Source organism: Spiroplasma endosymbiont of Nebria brevicollis, assembly GCF_964030895.1.
Classification (GTDB): domain Bacteria; phylum Bacillota_I; class Bacilli_A; order Mycoplasmatales; family VBWQ01; genus Spiroplasma_E.
The window spans coordinates 767,590-785,917 of the sequence record NZ_OZ034986.1; the positions used below are offsets into that span (position 1 = coordinate 767,590).

An 18,328-nucleotide genomic window follows, 5' to 3' on the forward strand; every position below is an offset into this window, starting at 1 on the left:
ATATATGAAACTCAATGAGTTCAACAATGCTTTGAATACACAACAAGTTTGAGAATTATAATTACCCTATATATTTCTTAAAAAAATTTAAAGTTAAAAAATATTTTTATGTAAAAATACTAAACAATTACCTTGTTTAATTTTTAAACTAGGAACATGGTTAGGTAATACTAAAAATTCATTACTAAATGATTGTGTATCATTAGTACTAATAATAATGTCTTGGTTAGGATAGTATTTACAACCACTAAAATTATAAATAACTGGTTGGTTGTCATAACTAAAAAAGGAAATATAGTCATAAGTAAGTTGCTGTTGGGTAAAAGTGTAGTGTTCATTACTTTTTAACATAAAACAATAATTATTTTCTCCAAGTAAAATGGGATTGTATTGTTGATATTTTAAACAAATATTAATGCTTGCCATTAGCATGTCTCAACGTGTCCCATCAGCTACTAACACAATTTGTTGGAAATTTAGTTTGCGTTCTAAAGCTGACATAATGGCTAGTTCACTATCAAGTTGGTCTTTAACACTATTAAAAACAATCATTTCTAAATGTAAATTTTTACGATCTTTATTTATTTTTGATAATTGTTGTTTGCTTATAGTATCATTGTCACCACAAATAAAAGCTATCGGTTTATCATTCTTTAATAAATTTATAATTCCAGTTTCAACTCCAACATAAATGGGATTAATAAATTGGCTAAAATCAATTTTATAATCACGACTGACAATTACTAATTGTTGAAAGTTATCCTTACTCATGAGAAAATAACTTATCCACTTGTGTTTTAATCGGATTGTTACTATTTAATAAATAACTACCTGCTACTAAATAATTAGCACCCACATTAATACAAGCGTGGGCTGTTAAATCATTGATACCCCCATCAACACCAATCGTTAAATTAGGAAAATTATTAGCAATATGTGCTACTAATAATTTAATTTTATTAGTACTATCAGCAATGAAGGCTTGACCACCAGCACCTGGTTTGACACTCATAATTAGAATGGTATCAAGGTATGGTAAATAATGAAAGATTTTAGAAATAGCAGTATCTGGGTTAATCGCTAAACCTTTTTTAAATCCCGGATTTTTTCACATTAGAAATTCTGTTAGTTGGTCTTTCGTTAATGCTTCATAGTGTAAAGTAATGTTTTTTACTTGTGGTAACATGAATGGTTTTAAATAGTCATGAACTTTAGGGGTTGTGATTTTAACCATTAAATGACAGTCAAGATTAAAATTTGGATTAAACTGACAAATATCACTTAAAATTTTCGGACCAAAACTTAAGTTAGGGACAAAATGATGGTCCATGACATCAAAGTGAATTCAATTAATACCTGCTTGTTGTAAATTTGTTAAATCATCTTTCAAAGATAAATAGTTAGCTGTTAAGACACTAGCTGCAATCGTAACATTAGTTTTCATATAATTTTATTACCTCCGAAACTTATTTTTTAGTGTGTTGAAACTCTCCTAAAATTTTACAATAATCTTCATAAAAAAATGTGGGAATAACTCTATTTTTCACAGCTAATTTAATAGCACATTCTGACTCTTGTTGATGTAAACAAGTCCGAAATTTACATTTTTGTCAAATATTATTGAAACTAGGAAAGTTAGTAGCAATATCAACATTAGTTAGGCCTTGTAGTTGAAAAACAGAAAAACCAGGAGTATCAGCGATAATACCACCAAGACAAAAATATAACCGTGATTTAGTGGTCGTATGCTTACCACGATTTAAAGCAGCAGAAATATTTTGTGTTCATAATTTTAAATCTTTATCTAGACTATTTAAGGTCGTACTTTTCCCAACCCCAGATGTGCCCGTTAAAAGTGATAGTTTATTAATAAAAACTTGTTTTAGTTCTTGTAAACCTTGTTTAGTTACATTAGAAAGCAATATCGTTTTAATTCCCAAGTCTTGATAAGATTCGATTTTAGTTCATACTTCGTGGTCTTTGGTTACTAAATCCGTTTTTGTAAAAACTAAAATCATTGCTAAATGGTAAAAATTAAAAATCGTTAGTAACTTGTTTAGTAAAAAACTACTAAATGCAGGCTGTACTAAAGCACTAACAATTAATACTTGGTCAACATTGGCGATGCTCGGACGATATAGTTCATTAATGCGTGGTAAAATCTTTTCAACTAATGGATAATTTGGATCAGAAAAATTGACTTCAACATAATCGCCAACTAAAATTTTAGGTTTGTTAAACTTCAGATTACCTCTAATTAAACAGCGATGAATAATTTGATTAATAGCCACATCAACAAAATTATTAGCAACATTAATGACCATTGCTTGTTGTAAATGCATTGCTTAGTTCCTCCTTTAGTATTAGACTAATACGCTAATCATAACACCAATTAAAGCACAAATGATTATAATTAAACTAAATAAAAATCATCTTTTAACATAGAAGGGTTGTTTTAACTTGTCAACATTGAGATTAATTGTTTTATTTTTGAGAATTATGACTTGCGTTTTATTAGTTCGTTTTTCATTTTTACGCGTACTTTCTAAACAAGTGGCAAGATCACTTTGTAATGCTTCAATCGTTTGGTAGCGACCAGCAATGGTTTTACAAGTGGCTTTCATAATAATATTTTCCAAACTTTGGGGGATTTTATTATTAATGTCACGAACTAAAGGCATGGGTTCTTTAATATGCTTAGATGCTAACATTTGAGGATTTTTATGTAAAAATGGTGGTTTACCAATTAATAGTTCGTATAAAATAATTCCCATCGCATAAATATCACTTTGTGTAGTTGGTTTTTGAAGTCGCACAACTTCGGGAGCAATGTATTTCATGGTTCCGACAACTTGATTAGCATGTTTTTTTACTTCATAATCATCAATGACAGCAATGCCAAAATCTAAAACTTTGATAGCACCGCTGGCTGTTAGGATAATGTTTTCTGGTTTTAAATCACGATGAATAATACCTGCTGCATGACAAGCATTAATTCCTTTTAAAATTTCTTGGGTAATAGCTACTGCTTCACTAACTCCTAAGACCGAATTAGTAGTTAAATATTCTTTTAAAGTTTTACCTTCTAGTAGTTCAAATACTAAACATCAATCAGTTTTATCAATAAAAACATCGTAAACTAAAATGACATTAGGGTGTTTAATGCGTGCTACAGCATTGATTTCTTGTAAAAATCGTTCTTTAATCAAATCATCTAATGGGGAAATAGGATTAATAACTTTAAGTGCCACTTTACGGTCTAAAAATTTATCATGAGCTTCATAAACTTTCGCCATGCCACCAGAACCAATTTGTTTAGTAACTTGATAGCGGTTGTTTAAGATTTTATTTATTTCCATTAGATCCACCAATACTTTAGTTTTAATTATCGCTTAAATATATTTTACATTAAAACATATTTATATTACTATATCACACCTACTTAATAGGAATTTTTTGTTAATTAATTGCTATTAATAATGCCGTTACGTTATCGGTTGAAGCATTATTTAGTGCTTGTTTAATTAATAGTTTAACTTTGATATTAAGATTAACTTTTTTCATTAAAATACTAGTAATTTCGTGATTTTCTAAAAAGTCATGAGCACCATCACTTGTTAATAAAAAATAGCTATTTGTAGAAATCGGTAAATGAAAAATATCAGTTTTTAAAGTTTTAGATGGACCTAAGGCACTCGTTAATGCTTTTCAATAAGTTTGATTTAAATCTAATGGTTCTGGTTGTTCTTCTTGGGTTTTTAAATATAAATTTAAAACATTATGGTCAACAGTTAATTGTTTTAAACCATTTTCATTAAACAAATAAATTCGTGAATCACCAATATTAACTAAGTAGGCTTTATTGTTAGCAATTAAAACAATTACCATGGTTGTCCCCATATCCATTGCTTCATGATTGGAGAGACTATACTCATACATTGCTTCATGAATGGTATCAATTTGAGTTTGTAGTCAAGCGTGAATTTGCATATCGTGTTTTAATTTAGTAAAGTCTGTAGTTTGAAAAAATTTTTTCAACATATTAATAGCCATGTTGCTTGCAATTTCACCACACTTGTGACCACCTAAACCATCACAAACAGCAGCCAAACTTTGTCCAGTTTTGTTTGCAATATATAAAGCAGCATCTTGATTGTTTTTACGATAATTACCAATATCAGTTTTGTAACTAGCAATTATTTTCATAGTTACCACTCATCTCTATACTTCTTTTTTTAACTTGCAAATGTAGAAGCCATCTGTTCCTTCATGAAAACCAAAGATTTGTCGTTCTTCAATAATCGTCATTTTGGGAAATTTTTTAATGAATGTTGCAATTTGATTTTGATTTTCTTCCATGTTAAAAGTACAAGTTACATATACTAACATTCCTTGTGATTTTAATTGTTGATATGCTTTTTCTAATAATTGTGTTTGAACAATAATTAGATTATCAATTTGTTCTTTTGTTCAGTTAATCAATTTAACTTCTGGTTTGCGTTTAATTAACCCTGAAGCAGTACTTGGGGCATCAATTAAAATCTTGTCAAATTTTTGGTTAAAGTTAAAGATAATAGCATCACAAGGTATGATATTGGTGTTAGTTACTCCTAGTTTAATTAAATATTGATGAGCAATTTTTAAACGATTAGCATTAATATCAGTAGCGATAATGGTTCCTTTATTAGCCATAAGGGCGGCTATGTGGACAGTTTTTGAACCAATCCCTGCACACATGTCTAAAACTTCATCATAAGGTTTGGGATCAAGCATGTGACTCACAAGCATGCTTGCTTGGTCTTGCTTAATAATATTTCCTTCTTGATAAAGTTTAGTGTTGAAAATCGATTTATTACTAATAATACCGTCGGAAACGATTTTACTTGGTTGAAAACCAAAGGTTTGGTAATGAGCATTAGTTAGCACATGTTGAACCGTTGTTTTTAAGGTGTTAACACGAAAACTAATTAATGGTTGTTTAAGATTATCTTTCATTAGTTGTAAAGCGATGTTAGTACTAAATTGTGATTTTACTAGGTTGTATAGTCATTGTGGATAACTATGTTTTATGAGTCTGATAGTACTACGTTTGGCTTTTGGTAAATTAAATTCTGATCTGAATTCAGCAAAACAAAGTTCTAATAGTCCAGAACTAATATGAACCATATCTTTGTTAATTGTTTTAACAATATTTAAAGTATCTTTAGTAAACAATTGTCGGTCAGTAATTTCTAGGAAGTAAATTTCATAAAGTACTGTTCATAGAAAGATTGTTAATTCAAAGGGAATAGCAACACTTGGTTGTAAACGTAATCAAATTTGGTTTAAAATATAATCTAAATAAATTTGATTTTTTAAACTACCAAAAACTAGTTTTTCAATTAGTTCTTTTTCAAACATAGGGAGATCTTTATCTTGCATCATGTTTGCTAATAAGACATTACAGTGACCTTTTTCTAAGATGACTTTTAATAAAATTTTATATGCACTAGTTTGTATATTCATTGTTCTAACCCCACTATATCTTTTTTATTAGTTAAATATATTATAACTTAAATTATTTTTTTTGAATTTTGGAACATAGAGGATAGGATTAAGTAAAAATAAATAATAAAAAATGCATTAATTGATGCATTTTTAGGAAATTTAATTTAAATGAAACTGTTGATTCTATCTAAACTAAATTTGATTTTTGATTTAAATTAACTTTCCCTTTTCATTTTTTACAGTCTTCACCATATTTGTACATATTATTAATTTTAATGCCTAGGATGATAGCTGCTCACATAGCACATGGTGTATTAGCACAAATAACAACTAAATCTTTCATTAAGATTGTTGATTCACTAGCTCCAAAATAGGCAAGGTGACATACACCTCATAATACTCAAAGGCTGTTCGCAATAGTGTAAATAATAAATGTTGATAAAGAAATACCGTTAGTTTTTTTAGTTTTCACTGTTCGCAATGACTGAGGAAAGAATGCTACTACTGCAATTAAAGTAGCGATAAATCCAATCGTTGTTACAATTCATCATTGGCTTCCCATTATGCATTTACCTCCAAAGTTCCGGCTTTTTCACCTAGCGTTTTCATATTCTTTACTTTAACATAAATAATACAGTTAGTAGCGATAATTGTCGCTGTATAAGGTAATATTAAAGTTGAACCTCATAAGATAATTGATGCTGTAGTTGCTCCGGGTGCTCACATTACTGGTAAGGCAATTGACAATACTCCAAATAAAAAAAAAATAAATTAGCAATATTATAAATAATATATGTTAATAATGTTATGTGCTTAGTTTCTTTAGTTTTTATTGTTTTGATAGCTTGTGGTATAAATGTTATAACAGCTAAAATGCCTGCTAAATAGCCGATAAATTGAATAAAAATTTCCATTTTATTTCTCCTTTTCTAATCTCTCTGTTGATAATTATATTTTACTTATATTTTTTTTAAAATACAAAGCGTTTTTAAGATATTTTAAAAAATATTTTGTATTAATTTAGTTAAGTAATAACTGCTACTATCAGTAGTATTTAAATTATATTTTAGCTTGTAATTTAAATGCTAAAAGTTATAATGTTATGAATAGTTGTAACCACGGATTATTTATAACAAAATATAATAATACATAAGTAGTGAAAAATTATGAATTCAAAAAATAACTATTGCTTTTTAAACAAACACCAAGTTGTTAATGTACTATATTGTTTTATGTTTCAAAGCCAATGTACTAATCCAGATGAAAAAGGAAATTGTAAATAAAAGTACTAACCGATATCAAGTTATAAATTAAAACAGCCTTTACTTTTCGTAAAGGCTGTTTTTTGATTGAACGTATAACAAAAATAGATATTTAACGAAACCTTACAGTCGCTTGTAAGTCGGTTTCGAGGGGTTGTTTTCCTTATCTATTGTATATCTTCAAAACCTTTTATATTTTACGCACTACCACTATTTTTCTACAAAATTAAAGAACATTTTTGTGTTTTGGAATTGTTTTTTCTTGAGTTTTTTTGTATTTCTTCTTCTTGAACTTTTTGGACTAATTTTGCAACTTTAACACTATCTCCACTGTTGTAAGAAGCAAGTACAGGTTGTTTAAAAGAGCACTCTTTCATAGATGCTGTTTCACGAAGTGGTAGAAGTTGTTTTTTATTACTAACTTTATTTGGTTGTTTTAGTACATCATCACTAACTTCTAGTTCAGATATTTGTTTTTTAGTAGTTAATCAATTTGTTAGTGGTTTTTTACAACTTGTTAAACTATTATTTTGAGCGTCTTGTGCTGAAAGTTGTCGATCCTGATTTTGTGAATTGTCCAGATATTCGTTCATCGGGTCTATTGCTGTATTTTCACTTGCTTCAAGTTTTTCTTGAGAATCAATACTTTGTTTAAATTGTTCTAATTGCTTTGGTGGCAAGAAATTTAAAAAATCAATTGGTTTATTACTTTTAAAATCTCTGCGTCAAAAATCATCTAATACTTTGTCAATTTCAGCATCATTTATTAATATAATGTTTTCAGGATTAAAATAAGTTTTTGTTGATAAATCTAATTCTAAAATTTGGTTTTTACTTTTTGAAGAATTTGAAGTACCTGAAATTAATTTATGTTGTCCTTTTTCTTCATCAAAACCTAAATAAATGGCAGGTCGACCACTTTCATGGTCTTTTACTATATCCCGTTTTAAACGATAAACCATAAATGAATCCTTTTTATTTTTTCAAGGTAAAGTATGTTTAATTGGCTGTGGAATAATCTCTGATTGTACTTTAGTAGTTATCCCCTTTGTTTCTGTTGGTAATAATCTTTCTGCTGATAATTTTTGTTGATAATCATAATAGGGGATTACTTTTGGTTGTGTATCAGTAATTTCTAATTTATTTGCTAAATTAAGTAATTCTTGCATTTTTTCAGGATTATTAACGCTAATATTTTCTTTTGAACAAGTATTATATATTTGTTCAATTATGTTTTTATTATCAATTGTATTTTTTCTTTGTTTAATTTTGTTAATTATTTCGAGGTTAGTTGAAAGTTGATTATTTTGTTTTTCACTAGTTATTTTATTTGTGTTTAAAGATTTAATAATCTTATTAACACTTAAATTAATTTCAGAATTATTTTTTGCACGTTTAATTTCTTGCAAACTATTAGTAATCTCTTCAAGATTTTCTTGCTCTGAAGTTTTTAGTGCTTTAATTTTAGGGACACCTTCTCTTTCTTCAACAATATTATTGGTGTTTTTTTCTTTCTTTTTAAAATTTACTTTTTGTGTTTTAATTTTGCTACGATCTGCTTTACCTTTAGTTTTTTCTTTAATTTTTTGGTAAGTATCAACAGCCACATTTGGTTTATCTTCACTATTAAATAGGTGGCATTAATACGTTTGCTTGGGGTTGTGCTTCAAGTGCTGGATATTTTTCAGTTTCTTTATCAACAATACTTGTTAAATTATCAACTAAGTTCGCTAACATTACATTATGGGCATAGTTTGATTTAAAAGTGCTGAGCAAGTTATAATAACTTTCATCTTTTGGTAAGAGTAATAGTTTAATCTTTGAAGCAGCAAGAATATTTCCATAAAATAATCTATATTCGTCTTCTTCATCTGTTTTATTTTTAATTTTTGCTACAAGCGCATTAGTCAAATCCTTAAATTCTGGTTTTTCTTCTTTAAAATCTTCAATTTAATATCTGAATTATTAATTTCTGTAGTTAATTCATTAAATAATTTATTAGTATTCGTAAAAAGTTTTGGTTTAAATTGTTGTTCTGTTTTTTTAGCGTCTACGTTTGTTTTATAAATTAATGCTAAATTGAGACTTTCAATATCGTTTTTCATTTTTTCTTGTAATGATAAATCTAGAGTTAACTCTGAAACTTGAAAATTATCTAATTCGTTGCTAAGAGTCATTTTAGGTTCTAGCATACAATATTTTTTTATTACTTCGTTCTCATGTTTTTTGTACTCATAATAAGTAGAATGATGATGTTGTAAGTAAGTGCTAATATTTTTTTCACAATTTGCTAATTGTAATCCTTGTCTAGCATAGCGATTAAGTAACCTAGGCACAAAATCAACAAGTAATTCCTCTTTTTTTTGCAGCATTTGCTTATAATAATCATTAAATTCTAGAATGCTTTTGTCTAATATCATATCACGAAAACTATTTTCTTTTCCTCTAATAGATGCAACAACAGTATCAGGAACTACCTGTGATATTTGAGTACCCTTTTCTAATGCTTCAATTGGAAATTCTTTAATAAATAAAATAGCATCTTTATAACTTACTTTTAATAATTTATTAAATACTTCAGTAGCATTTTTACTTTTATTAAAATTTTGTTTCACTCTTTTTCTGATAATGATGAAATGTTTTGCAAATCTATCAGATAATTATTAATTGCTGTTTGATGTGCATCAGTTAATTCATGAACAAGTAGTAGTGGCTTTTCTTCTTCTGGCATATTAGCTTTCTCCTTGTTTTATATATGTAGTGTCGCTAACATCATTGATTGAAAATTTTGATTTAATTGTTCTAATGTGGGGGATAATGTTTCAGGACTTTTTTACTTTTTTCAAAATCTATATTGTAATCTTTTTGAAAAGGATTTGATGTTAAAAGGAAATACACCTATGAAATTAAAAAAGAAATCGTGAATTATTTCATTCGTAAAAATATTTTTACTGTTTCTTAAAAAATAATATTAACTTAAAAATAAAAAAATACTTGCCATTTATAAATATAAATAGTTAAGTATTTTATATACACTTTTTTAAGTTAATACTTATTATAAATTATTTTTTAACCGTATTCAACCCTATAAGTAGAATAAATTTGTTTGCGGATAGGAATACCTATCTGTTTTTATTCTCCTTTAAAACAAATATAACTCCCAACTCCAATCTAAAATAAGTAATAGATTTAAAGAAATACTTATTTACAGTCTTTTCATAATAGAATGTTTTTTCAATTCACTTATTAATATTATTAAATAATTTTAATAATGCTTTAGATGATATTTGAAAAAAAGAAAGAGGACATAATTCCAGAACTACTGCAACTTGAGTTGCATTTGGAACTAAAGATGACTTTAATAATAACAGTTCTGTTTAGTTTACCATAAGTTAAGTGCTAATTGATATTTTTATCGTACAAGGTGCAGGTGACAATAAAGATTTATAAAGCAAGACTTTAATTGAGATGACTTAGAAACCCAAAACTCAATAAAATCATATTTTAGGTCGTGTTGATTACTTTTTTTATTTTTCCCCTACTTTTCTCCAAAATTAAAGCAAAAATCACATCAATAAAAATATATTTCTTTTCCAAAACTTACCATTTAACAGCGTCTATTTCTTACCAAGAAACAATGACAAGATTATCCATGTTATAATTTGAAACAGTATAAGAGAATAAAAATAGTAAAAAGAGAATACAAGGAGAGATACTATGGATATCTATTTAACAAAACGCGAAAAAAAGTTTCGTTTTGCCAAACCTTGAATCACGATAACTTACTTTTGTATTCCTACCATTTTAATTATGGTCATTCAAGGTTTATATGATGTGGTTGATAAAACCCTAGCGTTACAATTTGCAACCGGTGACTTAAGCACTAATGGTTGATATGTTAATGCTTACAATGCATTAAAAGGACTCACTGGAATTGATAAAGTTACTTCCATTCCAATTAATGATATGCGTACTTTTATTAATATTGGTACCCAATATGGCTACCAAGTTTATAATTTACAATGAGCTTTTTCAGTCATGATTGGCTTAGGATGCGCATTAAATTTCTCAATGGCCTATGGACGAAGAGATAAAATAAAAATGCGACAAATTACAGGTAACGGTTTTGCTCTTACTAGTTTGTTTGGATTATTAGTCGGGGTTATTATGTTTTGTTTAATCTATCCTGGATTCAAAGCAATATTTATTACCGTTCAAATGGGAAACTTATATAATCCCATTACCCAACAAATTGCTTGACAATATTGTTATCCCATGATTGTTGGTGCTCCCATGATGTTTTTAAGTTACTATGTTTTATCACTACTACGTAGTGAAGGAAGAAGTAATTTAACTATTATGATGATTGTTAGTTCCTTAGCAATTAATATTGGTAGTTCCATTTTCTTTATGACAATATGCCATTTAGGAATGGTTGGCAGTATGTTAGGAACGGTAGTGGCATGAATTTGTCAAGTTATGATTGGCTTAATAATTATTGTAAAAATGCAAGATAGTAAAACTACTTTTGGTATCCAAGATGTCATCAAAATTGATAAATCAAATTTATTAGCATTTATGAAATTAGGTTTTCCTAATTTTTTAGCCAATGGTGCTTTAGTATTTACTTCATTTATTTCTACCATTTTAATAGTTCAATTACCAAATCAAGACTATGAAAATCATGTTTCTATTCTCCAACAATTAATGTCTTCTATTGCCCCATGAATGATTTTAATTGTTTCGGTTGGTGCTGGTATTACCCAAGGTGCACGTAGTATTATTGCTTATAATTACGGTGCTAAAAAATATAATCGCATTTGACAAATATTAAAACGAACTAGTACTTTATTAATTATTTGGTTTAGTTTAATGTTAATAGTGTTTATTAGTTTTGGCAAAGAAATGATGGAAATGTTTGCCTTTCCTGCTAACTATTCGACCAAGTATCAATGATGATTAGTATTAAACTTTATGTCTTATCCATTCTGTGCTGTTACTTATATTTGTTTAACTTTATTTCAAGGCACTAATAAATCTTTATTAGCTACCATTAGTAATAGTTTACGAACAATTGTTGTGGCTTTACCATGTATTGGTATTGGATTTGTTATTAGTATGGCTACTGGTAATGCCATTTACTATTATGGATTTATTGGTTTAACTGATTTATTTAGTGCTGCTATTTTAATTCCGATTCTCGTTTATAAGTGAAAAAAACATCGTAATAATTTAATTGATGTTACAGATAACTTACAAGAACAACAATTTGTTGAACCAATGGTTACTACTCATGAAGTATTAATGGTTAGTAAATAAAATATGGTTAATAATCAATAACGTGATTATTAACCATATAGATTAAAAAGAGAGAGAAAATTTAATAATTAGTCTTTCATGTTATCGCCATTATAAGCAACAGCAACAGAAGATGAATTAATAATTTGATTATTTAAATTTAAGTTTTTATTTAGACCAATATTACTGATGACAGAAACACTTGATACTGGTAAAGTACGAACACGAAATGATAAATCATGAATTTCTGTTTCATTTAACACACGTAGTTGGACATCAATTAAATATTGAGCGCCAATTCTAAAATTTTTAATTCAAGTAAGACGATTTAGGTTAGCATAGCAAACATTATCTTCTAAAAAATTTAAGATAGCATTGTTACTTGATTTTTTTAAATTAATAAGTGCTAAGTTATCACCAATTGACCCTAAATTTTGTTCATGATGTTCAACTGATGTTTTAATAATCGGAATTACTAAACATTTTTTATCAGGAGTTTGTGTTCAAATGATAACTGGTTCGAGAATACAACCAATACAATATTGGTAATTACAGTTAGCATTCTCACATCTAGTTTCGTTAGTAGTTTTCGTTAATGGAACATTAGCAAAGTAAATGCCACAATTGGTAAGACTTTGCATTTAATGAACCTCATTTTCTCAAAATTATTTATACTAAATCTAAGTTTAATTACCATAAAGGAGTAAATTTGAATCTAAATTTATTATTTTAAATGCTAATGATATAAATTTCTAAAAGATTTTTTATCATTAATATTATGTGTAAGTTTTGGGTTTAAGGGTAAATATGGAAATAAATTTTATTTGTGAAATTGGAATAGATATTAAATTGTATTTTTAAATCTAATAAAAACTTATATCAATTGAATTAAAACATAAAAACCCTTATCTGAATGTATTATCCAAATAAGAGCATAAAACCAAATTTACAATTTTAAATTAATTAAACTATTTGTTAATTGTCCTAATAATAGGACAATATAATTATAACAGACATAGATATTTATTCAATAGATGCTTGCTAAATAGATAGAATAATGTCGTTATCTTATGATAATGTCTTACTAGTTATCTTTTGATTATGTCTCAACCTAAGGTTAAAATAATACCTTAGGTATCATATGAGAAAGGTAGTACTAAGAATGAATTAGAAAAATATGAAGTTATTAAAAACTTAGTAGAAAAGAAAGGTAGTAAAAGAAGAACTAGTATTAAACTAAATTGTTCTTTACGAACTATTGATAGATTAATAAACAAATTTAATAACCAAGGTAAAGAAGGATTTGTCCATGGTAATCGCAATCGAAAACCAAGAAAAACTAAAGATGAAAACATTACTAAAACGGTTCTTGAAACATATCAAAGCAAAGTATATAGTAATAGTAATTTCAAACATTTTAGTGAACTACTAGCAACCAATAAAAACATTACAGTATCATACAATTTTGTTCATAAAACACTTACTAGAACAGGGATTTTATCACCAAAATGTCAGCGTATTACTAAAAAAAGGAAAGCCAAAGCAGAAAAGGAACAACAAAAAATGTTAGACATTAAAATACCAGAAAAAATAGAAGAAAAAACTATAGAAGTAGAGATTTTATCTGAAACAAAAGTATCGAGAATAATATCAAATTCATTAGCTCATCCAAGAAAAGAAAGAAAAAAATATTTTGGTGAACAAATCCAAATGGATGCTTCTGATCATCTTTGAATTAATGGTGAAAAATGACATTTACACATTGGAATTGATGATAGCACATCAAGGATTGTTGGTGCATACTTTACACCAGAAGAAACATTAGTAGGGTACTATACTATCCTCAATCAAATTCTAACTGAATATGGAATACCATATGAAATTAAAACCGATAATAGAACCGTATTTAAGTATGGGGCAAAAGAAGAAAAAGAAAATCCTTCTCCCAAAAATCAAGAGAAGGACTCACATACCCAGTTTGCTTATGCATGTAAACAGTTAGGCATAGAACAAAACAACATCAGTAGCACAAGAAAAAGGGCGTGTAGAACGTTGTTTGGCACTTTACAGTCAAGACTAATTACCGAACTTAAGATTGCTAATGTCAAAACAATTGAAGCAGCAAATGAGTTCCTTAAAATGTATATTACTAAGCATAATGGACAGTTTGCACTTCATGCTAATCTTAGCACATCAGTGTTCGGACCACAACCAAAATGTGAAGTTATTAATCAAACTTTTGCAATCTTAAGTTCAAGAAAAACTAATAATGGTTGTGGTATCAATTTTCAGAATAAATATTATCAACCATATAAAGATAATAAAATTGTAACTTTTAAAAGCAAAACAAAATGCTTAGTAATTCAATGTTTTGACAAACAATTAGTAGCTTCAATTGAAGAGAAAATTTATGAACTAAGAGAGTTAAATAAGCATCAATCAATATCTAAAAATTTTGATTTAGATGTCCCTGAAGCAGAACAAGAAAAGAAAAAATATGTCCCACCAATGACTCATCCTTGAAAAACTAAGTCCTGATAAAATTATCTAAATTCACAAAATAAGGGTCATAAAAATTCTGGGGATGTTTAAAGAATTTTGAGACATAATCAAAAGTCATTGACATAGATGCTTGCTAAATAGATAGAATAATTAACTAAGTTCTTTAAAAAAATCATCCATTTTAAAATAATCAATACTATGGTCAAATGTTGATGAATAAATAATTTTAAAACTTAAAGAAATACGATTTTCATCATTTAATCTTTGAACTTTATCTTTTAATTTATATCTAATATTTTTAATATTTCTAATACTACGATCAGTTTCACGTCTAATATCAAACACAAAAAAACATTTTATTTCATTAAATAAAATCTCACGATTGGTATCAATATTATGTTGAAAACAACTAAAAGTATCCATAAATTTTTTTGATAAATCACTAACAATATCTTCATGAAAATGTTTTTGAATTTTAAATTCAATAAATAAAAACTCATTTTTTTTGTTAAAAGTAATAGCATCAATTGATTTAACACCACGAGTACGATTACAACATAATATTTTTAAATTATCACCATCAATAGCATATTCATTAGAATCTGATGAGTACGTCTTAGAAGCAGTACTATATGAAAGCGTACGAAAAGTCTTTTTATTTTTTTTATAAATCTTAATTAAATTACTTTTTAATGTCTCATTTAAATTCATACTTATCCAACTCCCTGTATGGATAGCTTAAAGCTTCGTTAATATGGTCTAAACTATTCTCTTCTATTATACAAGAATTAAAATTTTTATCTTTATTAATGAAATTATACTTAAATGTTAAGTCTTTAAAGTCACGATTTGACAATGAAGTAATAGTTTCAATAATATAAGGACTATGTGTTGAAACTACTAATTTAAAATTAACAATCCGAGCAATGTCTAATAATAAACGAGCAAACAAATATTGTCATTCGGGATGGATATAAGCTTCGGGTTCATCAATAATAACTAAATTACCTTCTTTAAAGAAACCATTACTAATCATTGTTTTAAATGCTTCAATAATTTTTAAACCACGTGATGAATTAGAAAACTTAACAGTTACCCCTTTTTTAGTTAAACTACCATTTTCCAAGTTGATTTTATTCTCAAAAGCAAAGTAATTATATAGTTCCTTACTAATTTTTTCTTTAACAAGGACAGCTTTTAAATTACTGTAACGTTCAGTTTCATCGTCATCACTAATCTTACTTTTAAAATCGTCTAAGTAATTACATTTTTTAAATTTAAAAATATTATTAATAGATAATTTTAATCTTTCAGTTTCTAACATATACTCAGAAGTTTTTTGAATACGTTTTTCTTCCATCATTAAATCTAAAATTTGATCAGTGTCACTAATATACGTAGCATCAAGGACAGGGTTTTCAATAATGTTTTCTAAATAATTAAATTCATTTTCCAATTCAAACTCATTATTTGCTTTAATAATAATACTTAATGTTTTTTTGTTATCCAAACTAAGTTTTAACTGACTATCTTCATTACTACAGTTTTTATTTTTTAGTGTTTCACTATGAAAATTTTCTGATAAGATGTTGGACATTAAATAAGAAATAATATCTTTTTTATCATTAGTGAAAAATATTAAAATTTCTTCAATATCTTTATTAATAGTATTAATAACATACTTAATAGTTTTTATTTTGTAGGCATCCTTATTAGTATTAATATCAATTTTTTGTAAAGTAATAATAATTAATTCATCATTCTTTTTCAATAACTTATTACAATCTTTTAATAAACTAATTCAAAAATCATTAAATTTTTCTTGTTTATTATCAAAATTTTCTACTCATTTTTGTAAAAACATTTTATTACTTATATTAAGTTGTTCATAAATCGTATTAATTTCTTTAAATAGTGGTGTTTCTTTATCTTTATTACTAAAGTTAGTTTCGATAAAAGTATCAATCGAACTTTCGATTTGTTTGAATGTACTTTCAATAAAACTAAGAAAATTTTTAACAACTTGTGATTCAATATCACTAGTAGCAATTTTCATCATAGCAAAAACTAAACGGCTTAAATAACTTTTACCAGTATCATTAATACCAGCAATCACTGTAATATCACCGATATTTAAAGTAGTATCTTTAAATGGCCCAATGTTTTTTATTTTTAATTTCATGTGTAACTCACCTTTATATATTTTTAAATATTTTAAATCATACAAATATCATACCATTTAAGACTAGATAGATGGCAAATATTGAGTATTTTACTTATTACTAATAATGAGAAAATTAAAATATGGTTGACAAATGAAGCACGAATTATATTTTAAAACTTATTTACTGAGGACTACCACAATAAAAAGCATTAACTACTATTATTTTACCAAAACTTACTTGTAGCCAGACCGGAGTTGTCGTAAATGTTTCAACCACAGACATACTGTTATCAGTTCAAGTTAGTGATGGTGTTGCAGATAAAAAGTTAAGTAAAGCAGCTCATTGATTTTGTTTATCATTACTATTTAAATTTAAAGTACAATTACGAGAAAAAGCATTAATAGTAAAACCACAAATTTTATTTAAAGCAATATTGTTTGAGTTAACTAACTGTGTTGCTAGTTGGGGAATATTTAAATAATTATTATTTAATGTATCTAAATGATATGTTTTCAAAGTTTTATTATTTAGTTTGACACTAACTTCGATAGTACCACCAGAAATTTGATAATCCCAACTACCAGCAGTTATCTTGCCATGATTAACATTATCAATAACAGCAGTTAGATTACTAATATCATCAACATCTTGGCTACTATATATTGTTTCAATACCACCAGAAATAAATCCTAACTGTCTTAATAAATTAGCCGTTTGAAGGTTTTTGGCCGTAAAATCATTACCATTACTAATCAATAATTGCTCTTTGAAATTAGTCTCAGTAATAATTTTACTATTAATAAAAATTTCATACATATTTGTTTGGGCATTATACTGTAATTTTTGTTCTATTTTTGAGATATTATCATCACTATTTCATCCTAATAACAAAGCAAACTCTGAATCAACTTGTGGTTGATTTCATGCTAAAATTTTACTATGTGCATTAATACTTGTTAAAGATACACTACCAATCATAATAGCACCTAGAAATCGTAATATAACTTTCATAATCGTTACCTCTTTGCATAACCATTAGCATAAATGGTATTAAAATCTAAATAATAAATATTACATAAATAATAATAGTTATTTTCTAATTTATATTATACATAAAATTTTAAAATATTAATAATCTTTATACTATCATATGTCATCTAGAATAATTAAAAAATAAGAATAAAAGTATCTTTGTAAAAGATTTTACAAAGATACTGAACAATTTATTTAACTTGATTAGCACAGATTTTACATATGTTTTTCATCATAGAACCATCAGGATTAGTAGCAATTTCGTGTTCTTCCGTAGTAATACCACAACCAGAGCATTTCATATTTATATCTTTCATTATTTTCCTCTCTCCTTTTTTTATTTAATTTTAAAAATTAACGATTAGCACATTCTGGACATTTCATTGCTTTTTGTGCTTTTTTAGAGTTTAAAGCAAGGTCGTTACCATTAATTTCCTTATTGCAATCAACACAATGTAATACTTTTCTTTCAGACATTATTTATACCCCCCTTCTAAAATCACCTTTAACATTGAAATTATAACATTATTAAAATAATTTACTTTATTAATCAACTAGAGGTATAAGTTAACAACTATAAAA

General features: G+C 26.9%; 21 protein-coding genes. 2 read left to right on the plus strand and 19 right to left on the minus strand.

All coding sequences use genetic code 4. From position 1 onward, the window contains the following. Positions 1–93 precede the first annotated feature (93 nt). The 13 genes from AAHM98_RS04525 to AAHM98_RS04585 all read right to left on the minus strand — a co-directional run bounded on the left by AAHM98_RS04525 (position 94) and on the right by AAHM98_RS04585 (position 9,480). Positions 94–771 (minus strand): hypothetical protein, encoded by a 678-nt coding sequence (locus AAHM98_RS04525; protein ID WP_342275708.1) that lies wholly within the window; start codon positions 769–771, stop codon positions 94–96. Further along, positions 764–1,444, minus strand: coding sequence for a ribulose-phosphate 3-epimerase (locus AAHM98_RS04530; RefSeq protein ID WP_342275709.1), 681 nt, complete (start codon positions 1,442–1,444; stop codon positions 764–766). The genes AAHM98_RS04525 and AAHM98_RS04530 overlap by 8 nt, the downstream gene beginning before the upstream one ends. A gap of 22 nt (positions 1,445–1,466) precedes the next feature. Beyond that, positions 1,467–2,342: a ribosome small subunit-dependent GTPase A gene (gene rsgA, locus AAHM98_RS04535; RefSeq protein ID WP_342275710.1), complete on the minus strand. Its 876-nt coding sequence runs from the start codon at positions 2,340–2,342 to the stop codon at positions 1,467–1,469. A 21-nt stretch (positions 2,343–2,363) separates the two neighbouring features. Then, positions 2,364–3,359: a serine/threonine protein kinase gene (locus tag AAHM98_RS04540; RefSeq protein WP_342275711.1), complete on the minus strand. Its 996-nt coding sequence runs from the start codon at positions 3,357–3,359 to the stop codon at positions 2,364–2,366. Between the two features lie 100 nt (positions 3,360–3,459). Continuing rightward, positions 3,460–4,206, minus strand: a complete 747-nt coding sequence (locus AAHM98_RS04545) for a PP2C family protein-serine/threonine phosphatase (RefSeq protein WP_342275712.1) — start codon at positions 4,204–4,206, stop codon at positions 3,460–3,462. Positions 4,207–4,221: 15 nt separating this feature from the next. Further along, on the minus strand, positions 4,222–5,505 hold the full coding sequence (locus AAHM98_RS04550; protein ID WP_342275713.1) for a methyltransferase domain-containing protein: 1,284 nt from the start codon (positions 5,503–5,505) through the stop codon (positions 4,222–4,224). Between the two features lie 169 nt (positions 5,506–5,674). Then, positions 5,675–6,049, minus strand: coding sequence for a SemiSWEET family sugar transporter (locus tag AAHM98_RS04555; RefSeq protein ID WP_342275714.1), 375 nt, complete (start codon positions 6,047–6,049; stop codon positions 5,675–5,677). Continuing rightward, complete coding sequence (locus tag AAHM98_RS04560; protein ID WP_342275715.1) at positions 6,049–6,213, minus strand: hypothetical protein; 165 nt, start codon at positions 6,211–6,213, stop codon at positions 6,049–6,051. The genes AAHM98_RS04555 and AAHM98_RS04560 overlap by 1 nt, the downstream gene beginning before the upstream one ends. After that, complete coding sequence (locus AAHM98_RS04565) at positions 6,213–6,401, minus strand: PQ-loop domain-containing transporter (RefSeq protein ID WP_342275716.1); 189 nt, start codon at positions 6,399–6,401, stop codon at positions 6,213–6,215. The genes AAHM98_RS04560 and AAHM98_RS04565 overlap by 1 nt, the downstream gene beginning before the upstream one ends. A gap of 566 nt (positions 6,402–6,967) precedes the next feature. After that, positions 6,968–8,356 carry a hypothetical protein gene (locus AAHM98_RS04570; protein WP_342275717.1) on the minus strand — a complete coding sequence of 463 codons (1,389 nt, stop codon included), beginning with the start codon at positions 8,354–8,356 and terminating at the stop codon, positions 6,968–6,970. A 19-nt stretch (positions 8,357–8,375) separates the two neighbouring features. Continuing rightward, entirely contained in the window at positions 8,376–8,660 is a 285-nt protein-coding gene (locus tag AAHM98_RS04575; protein WP_342275718.1) for a hypothetical protein, read from the minus strand. Further along, the gene (locus tag AAHM98_RS04580; RefSeq protein WP_342275719.1) at positions 8,642–9,364 is read right to left on the minus strand and encodes a hypothetical protein; all 723 of its coding nucleotides are present in this window, start codon (positions 9,362–9,364) and stop codon (positions 8,642–8,644) included. Before AAHM98_RS04580 ends, AAHM98_RS04575 begins: the two co-directional genes overlap by 19 nt. Continuing rightward, positions 9,307–9,480 carry a hypothetical protein gene (locus AAHM98_RS04585; RefSeq protein WP_342275720.1) on the minus strand — a complete coding sequence of 58 codons (174 nt, stop codon included), beginning with the start codon at positions 9,478–9,480 and terminating at the stop codon, positions 9,307–9,309. The genes AAHM98_RS04580 and AAHM98_RS04585 overlap by 58 nt, the downstream gene beginning before the upstream one ends. 986 nt (positions 9,481–10,466) lie before the next feature. Here AAHM98_RS04585 and AAHM98_RS04590 point away from each other — a divergent pair. Next, entirely contained in the window at positions 10,467–12,068 is a 1,602-nt protein-coding gene (locus AAHM98_RS04590) for an MATE family efflux transporter (RefSeq protein ID WP_342275721.1), read from the plus strand. 68 nt (positions 12,069–12,136) lie between these two features. On the opposite strand, the gene AAHM98_RS04595 is transcribed toward AAHM98_RS04590, so the two are convergent. Next, complete coding sequence (locus AAHM98_RS04595; RefSeq protein WP_342275722.1) at positions 12,137–12,688, minus strand: hypothetical protein; 552 nt, start codon at positions 12,686–12,688, stop codon at positions 12,137–12,139. 922 nt (positions 12,689–13,610) lie between these two features. Between AAHM98_RS04595 and AAHM98_RS04600 the strand changes: the two genes are divergently transcribed. Then, positions 13,611–14,588, plus strand: coding sequence for a hypothetical protein (locus tag AAHM98_RS04600; RefSeq protein ID WP_342275723.1), 978 nt, complete (start codon positions 13,611–13,613; stop codon positions 14,586–14,588). 111 nt (positions 14,589–14,699) lie between these two features. Here the strand turns inward: AAHM98_RS04600 and AAHM98_RS04605 are convergent, their stop codons facing one another. From AAHM98_RS04605 to AAHM98_RS04625, 5 genes are all read right to left on the minus strand, one after another. After that, on the minus strand, positions 14,700–15,260 hold the full coding sequence (locus AAHM98_RS04605) for a hypothetical protein (protein ID WP_342275724.1): 561 nt from the start codon (positions 15,258–15,260) through the stop codon (positions 14,700–14,702). After that, entirely contained in the window at positions 15,232–16,731 is a 1,500-nt protein-coding gene (locus AAHM98_RS04610) for an AAA family ATPase (protein ID WP_342275725.1), read from the minus strand. The genes AAHM98_RS04605 and AAHM98_RS04610 overlap by 29 nt, the downstream gene beginning before the upstream one ends. Before the next feature lie 163 nt (positions 16,732–16,894). Beyond that, positions 16,895–17,725: a hypothetical protein gene (locus AAHM98_RS04615; RefSeq protein ID WP_342275726.1), complete on the minus strand. Its 831-nt coding sequence runs from the start codon at positions 17,723–17,725 to the stop codon at positions 16,895–16,897. Between the two features lie 212 nt (positions 17,726–17,937). Then, positions 17,938–18,063 carry a hypothetical protein gene (locus AAHM98_RS04620; protein ID WP_342275727.1) on the minus strand — a complete coding sequence of 42 codons (126 nt, stop codon included), beginning with the start codon at positions 18,061–18,063 and terminating at the stop codon, positions 17,938–17,940. A 37-nt stretch (positions 18,064–18,100) separates the two neighbouring features. Continuing rightward, positions 18,101–18,223: a hypothetical protein gene (locus tag AAHM98_RS04625; RefSeq protein WP_342275728.1), complete on the minus strand. Its 123-nt coding sequence runs from the start codon at positions 18,221–18,223 to the stop codon at positions 18,101–18,103. Positions 18,224–18,328: the final 105 nt, after the last annotated feature.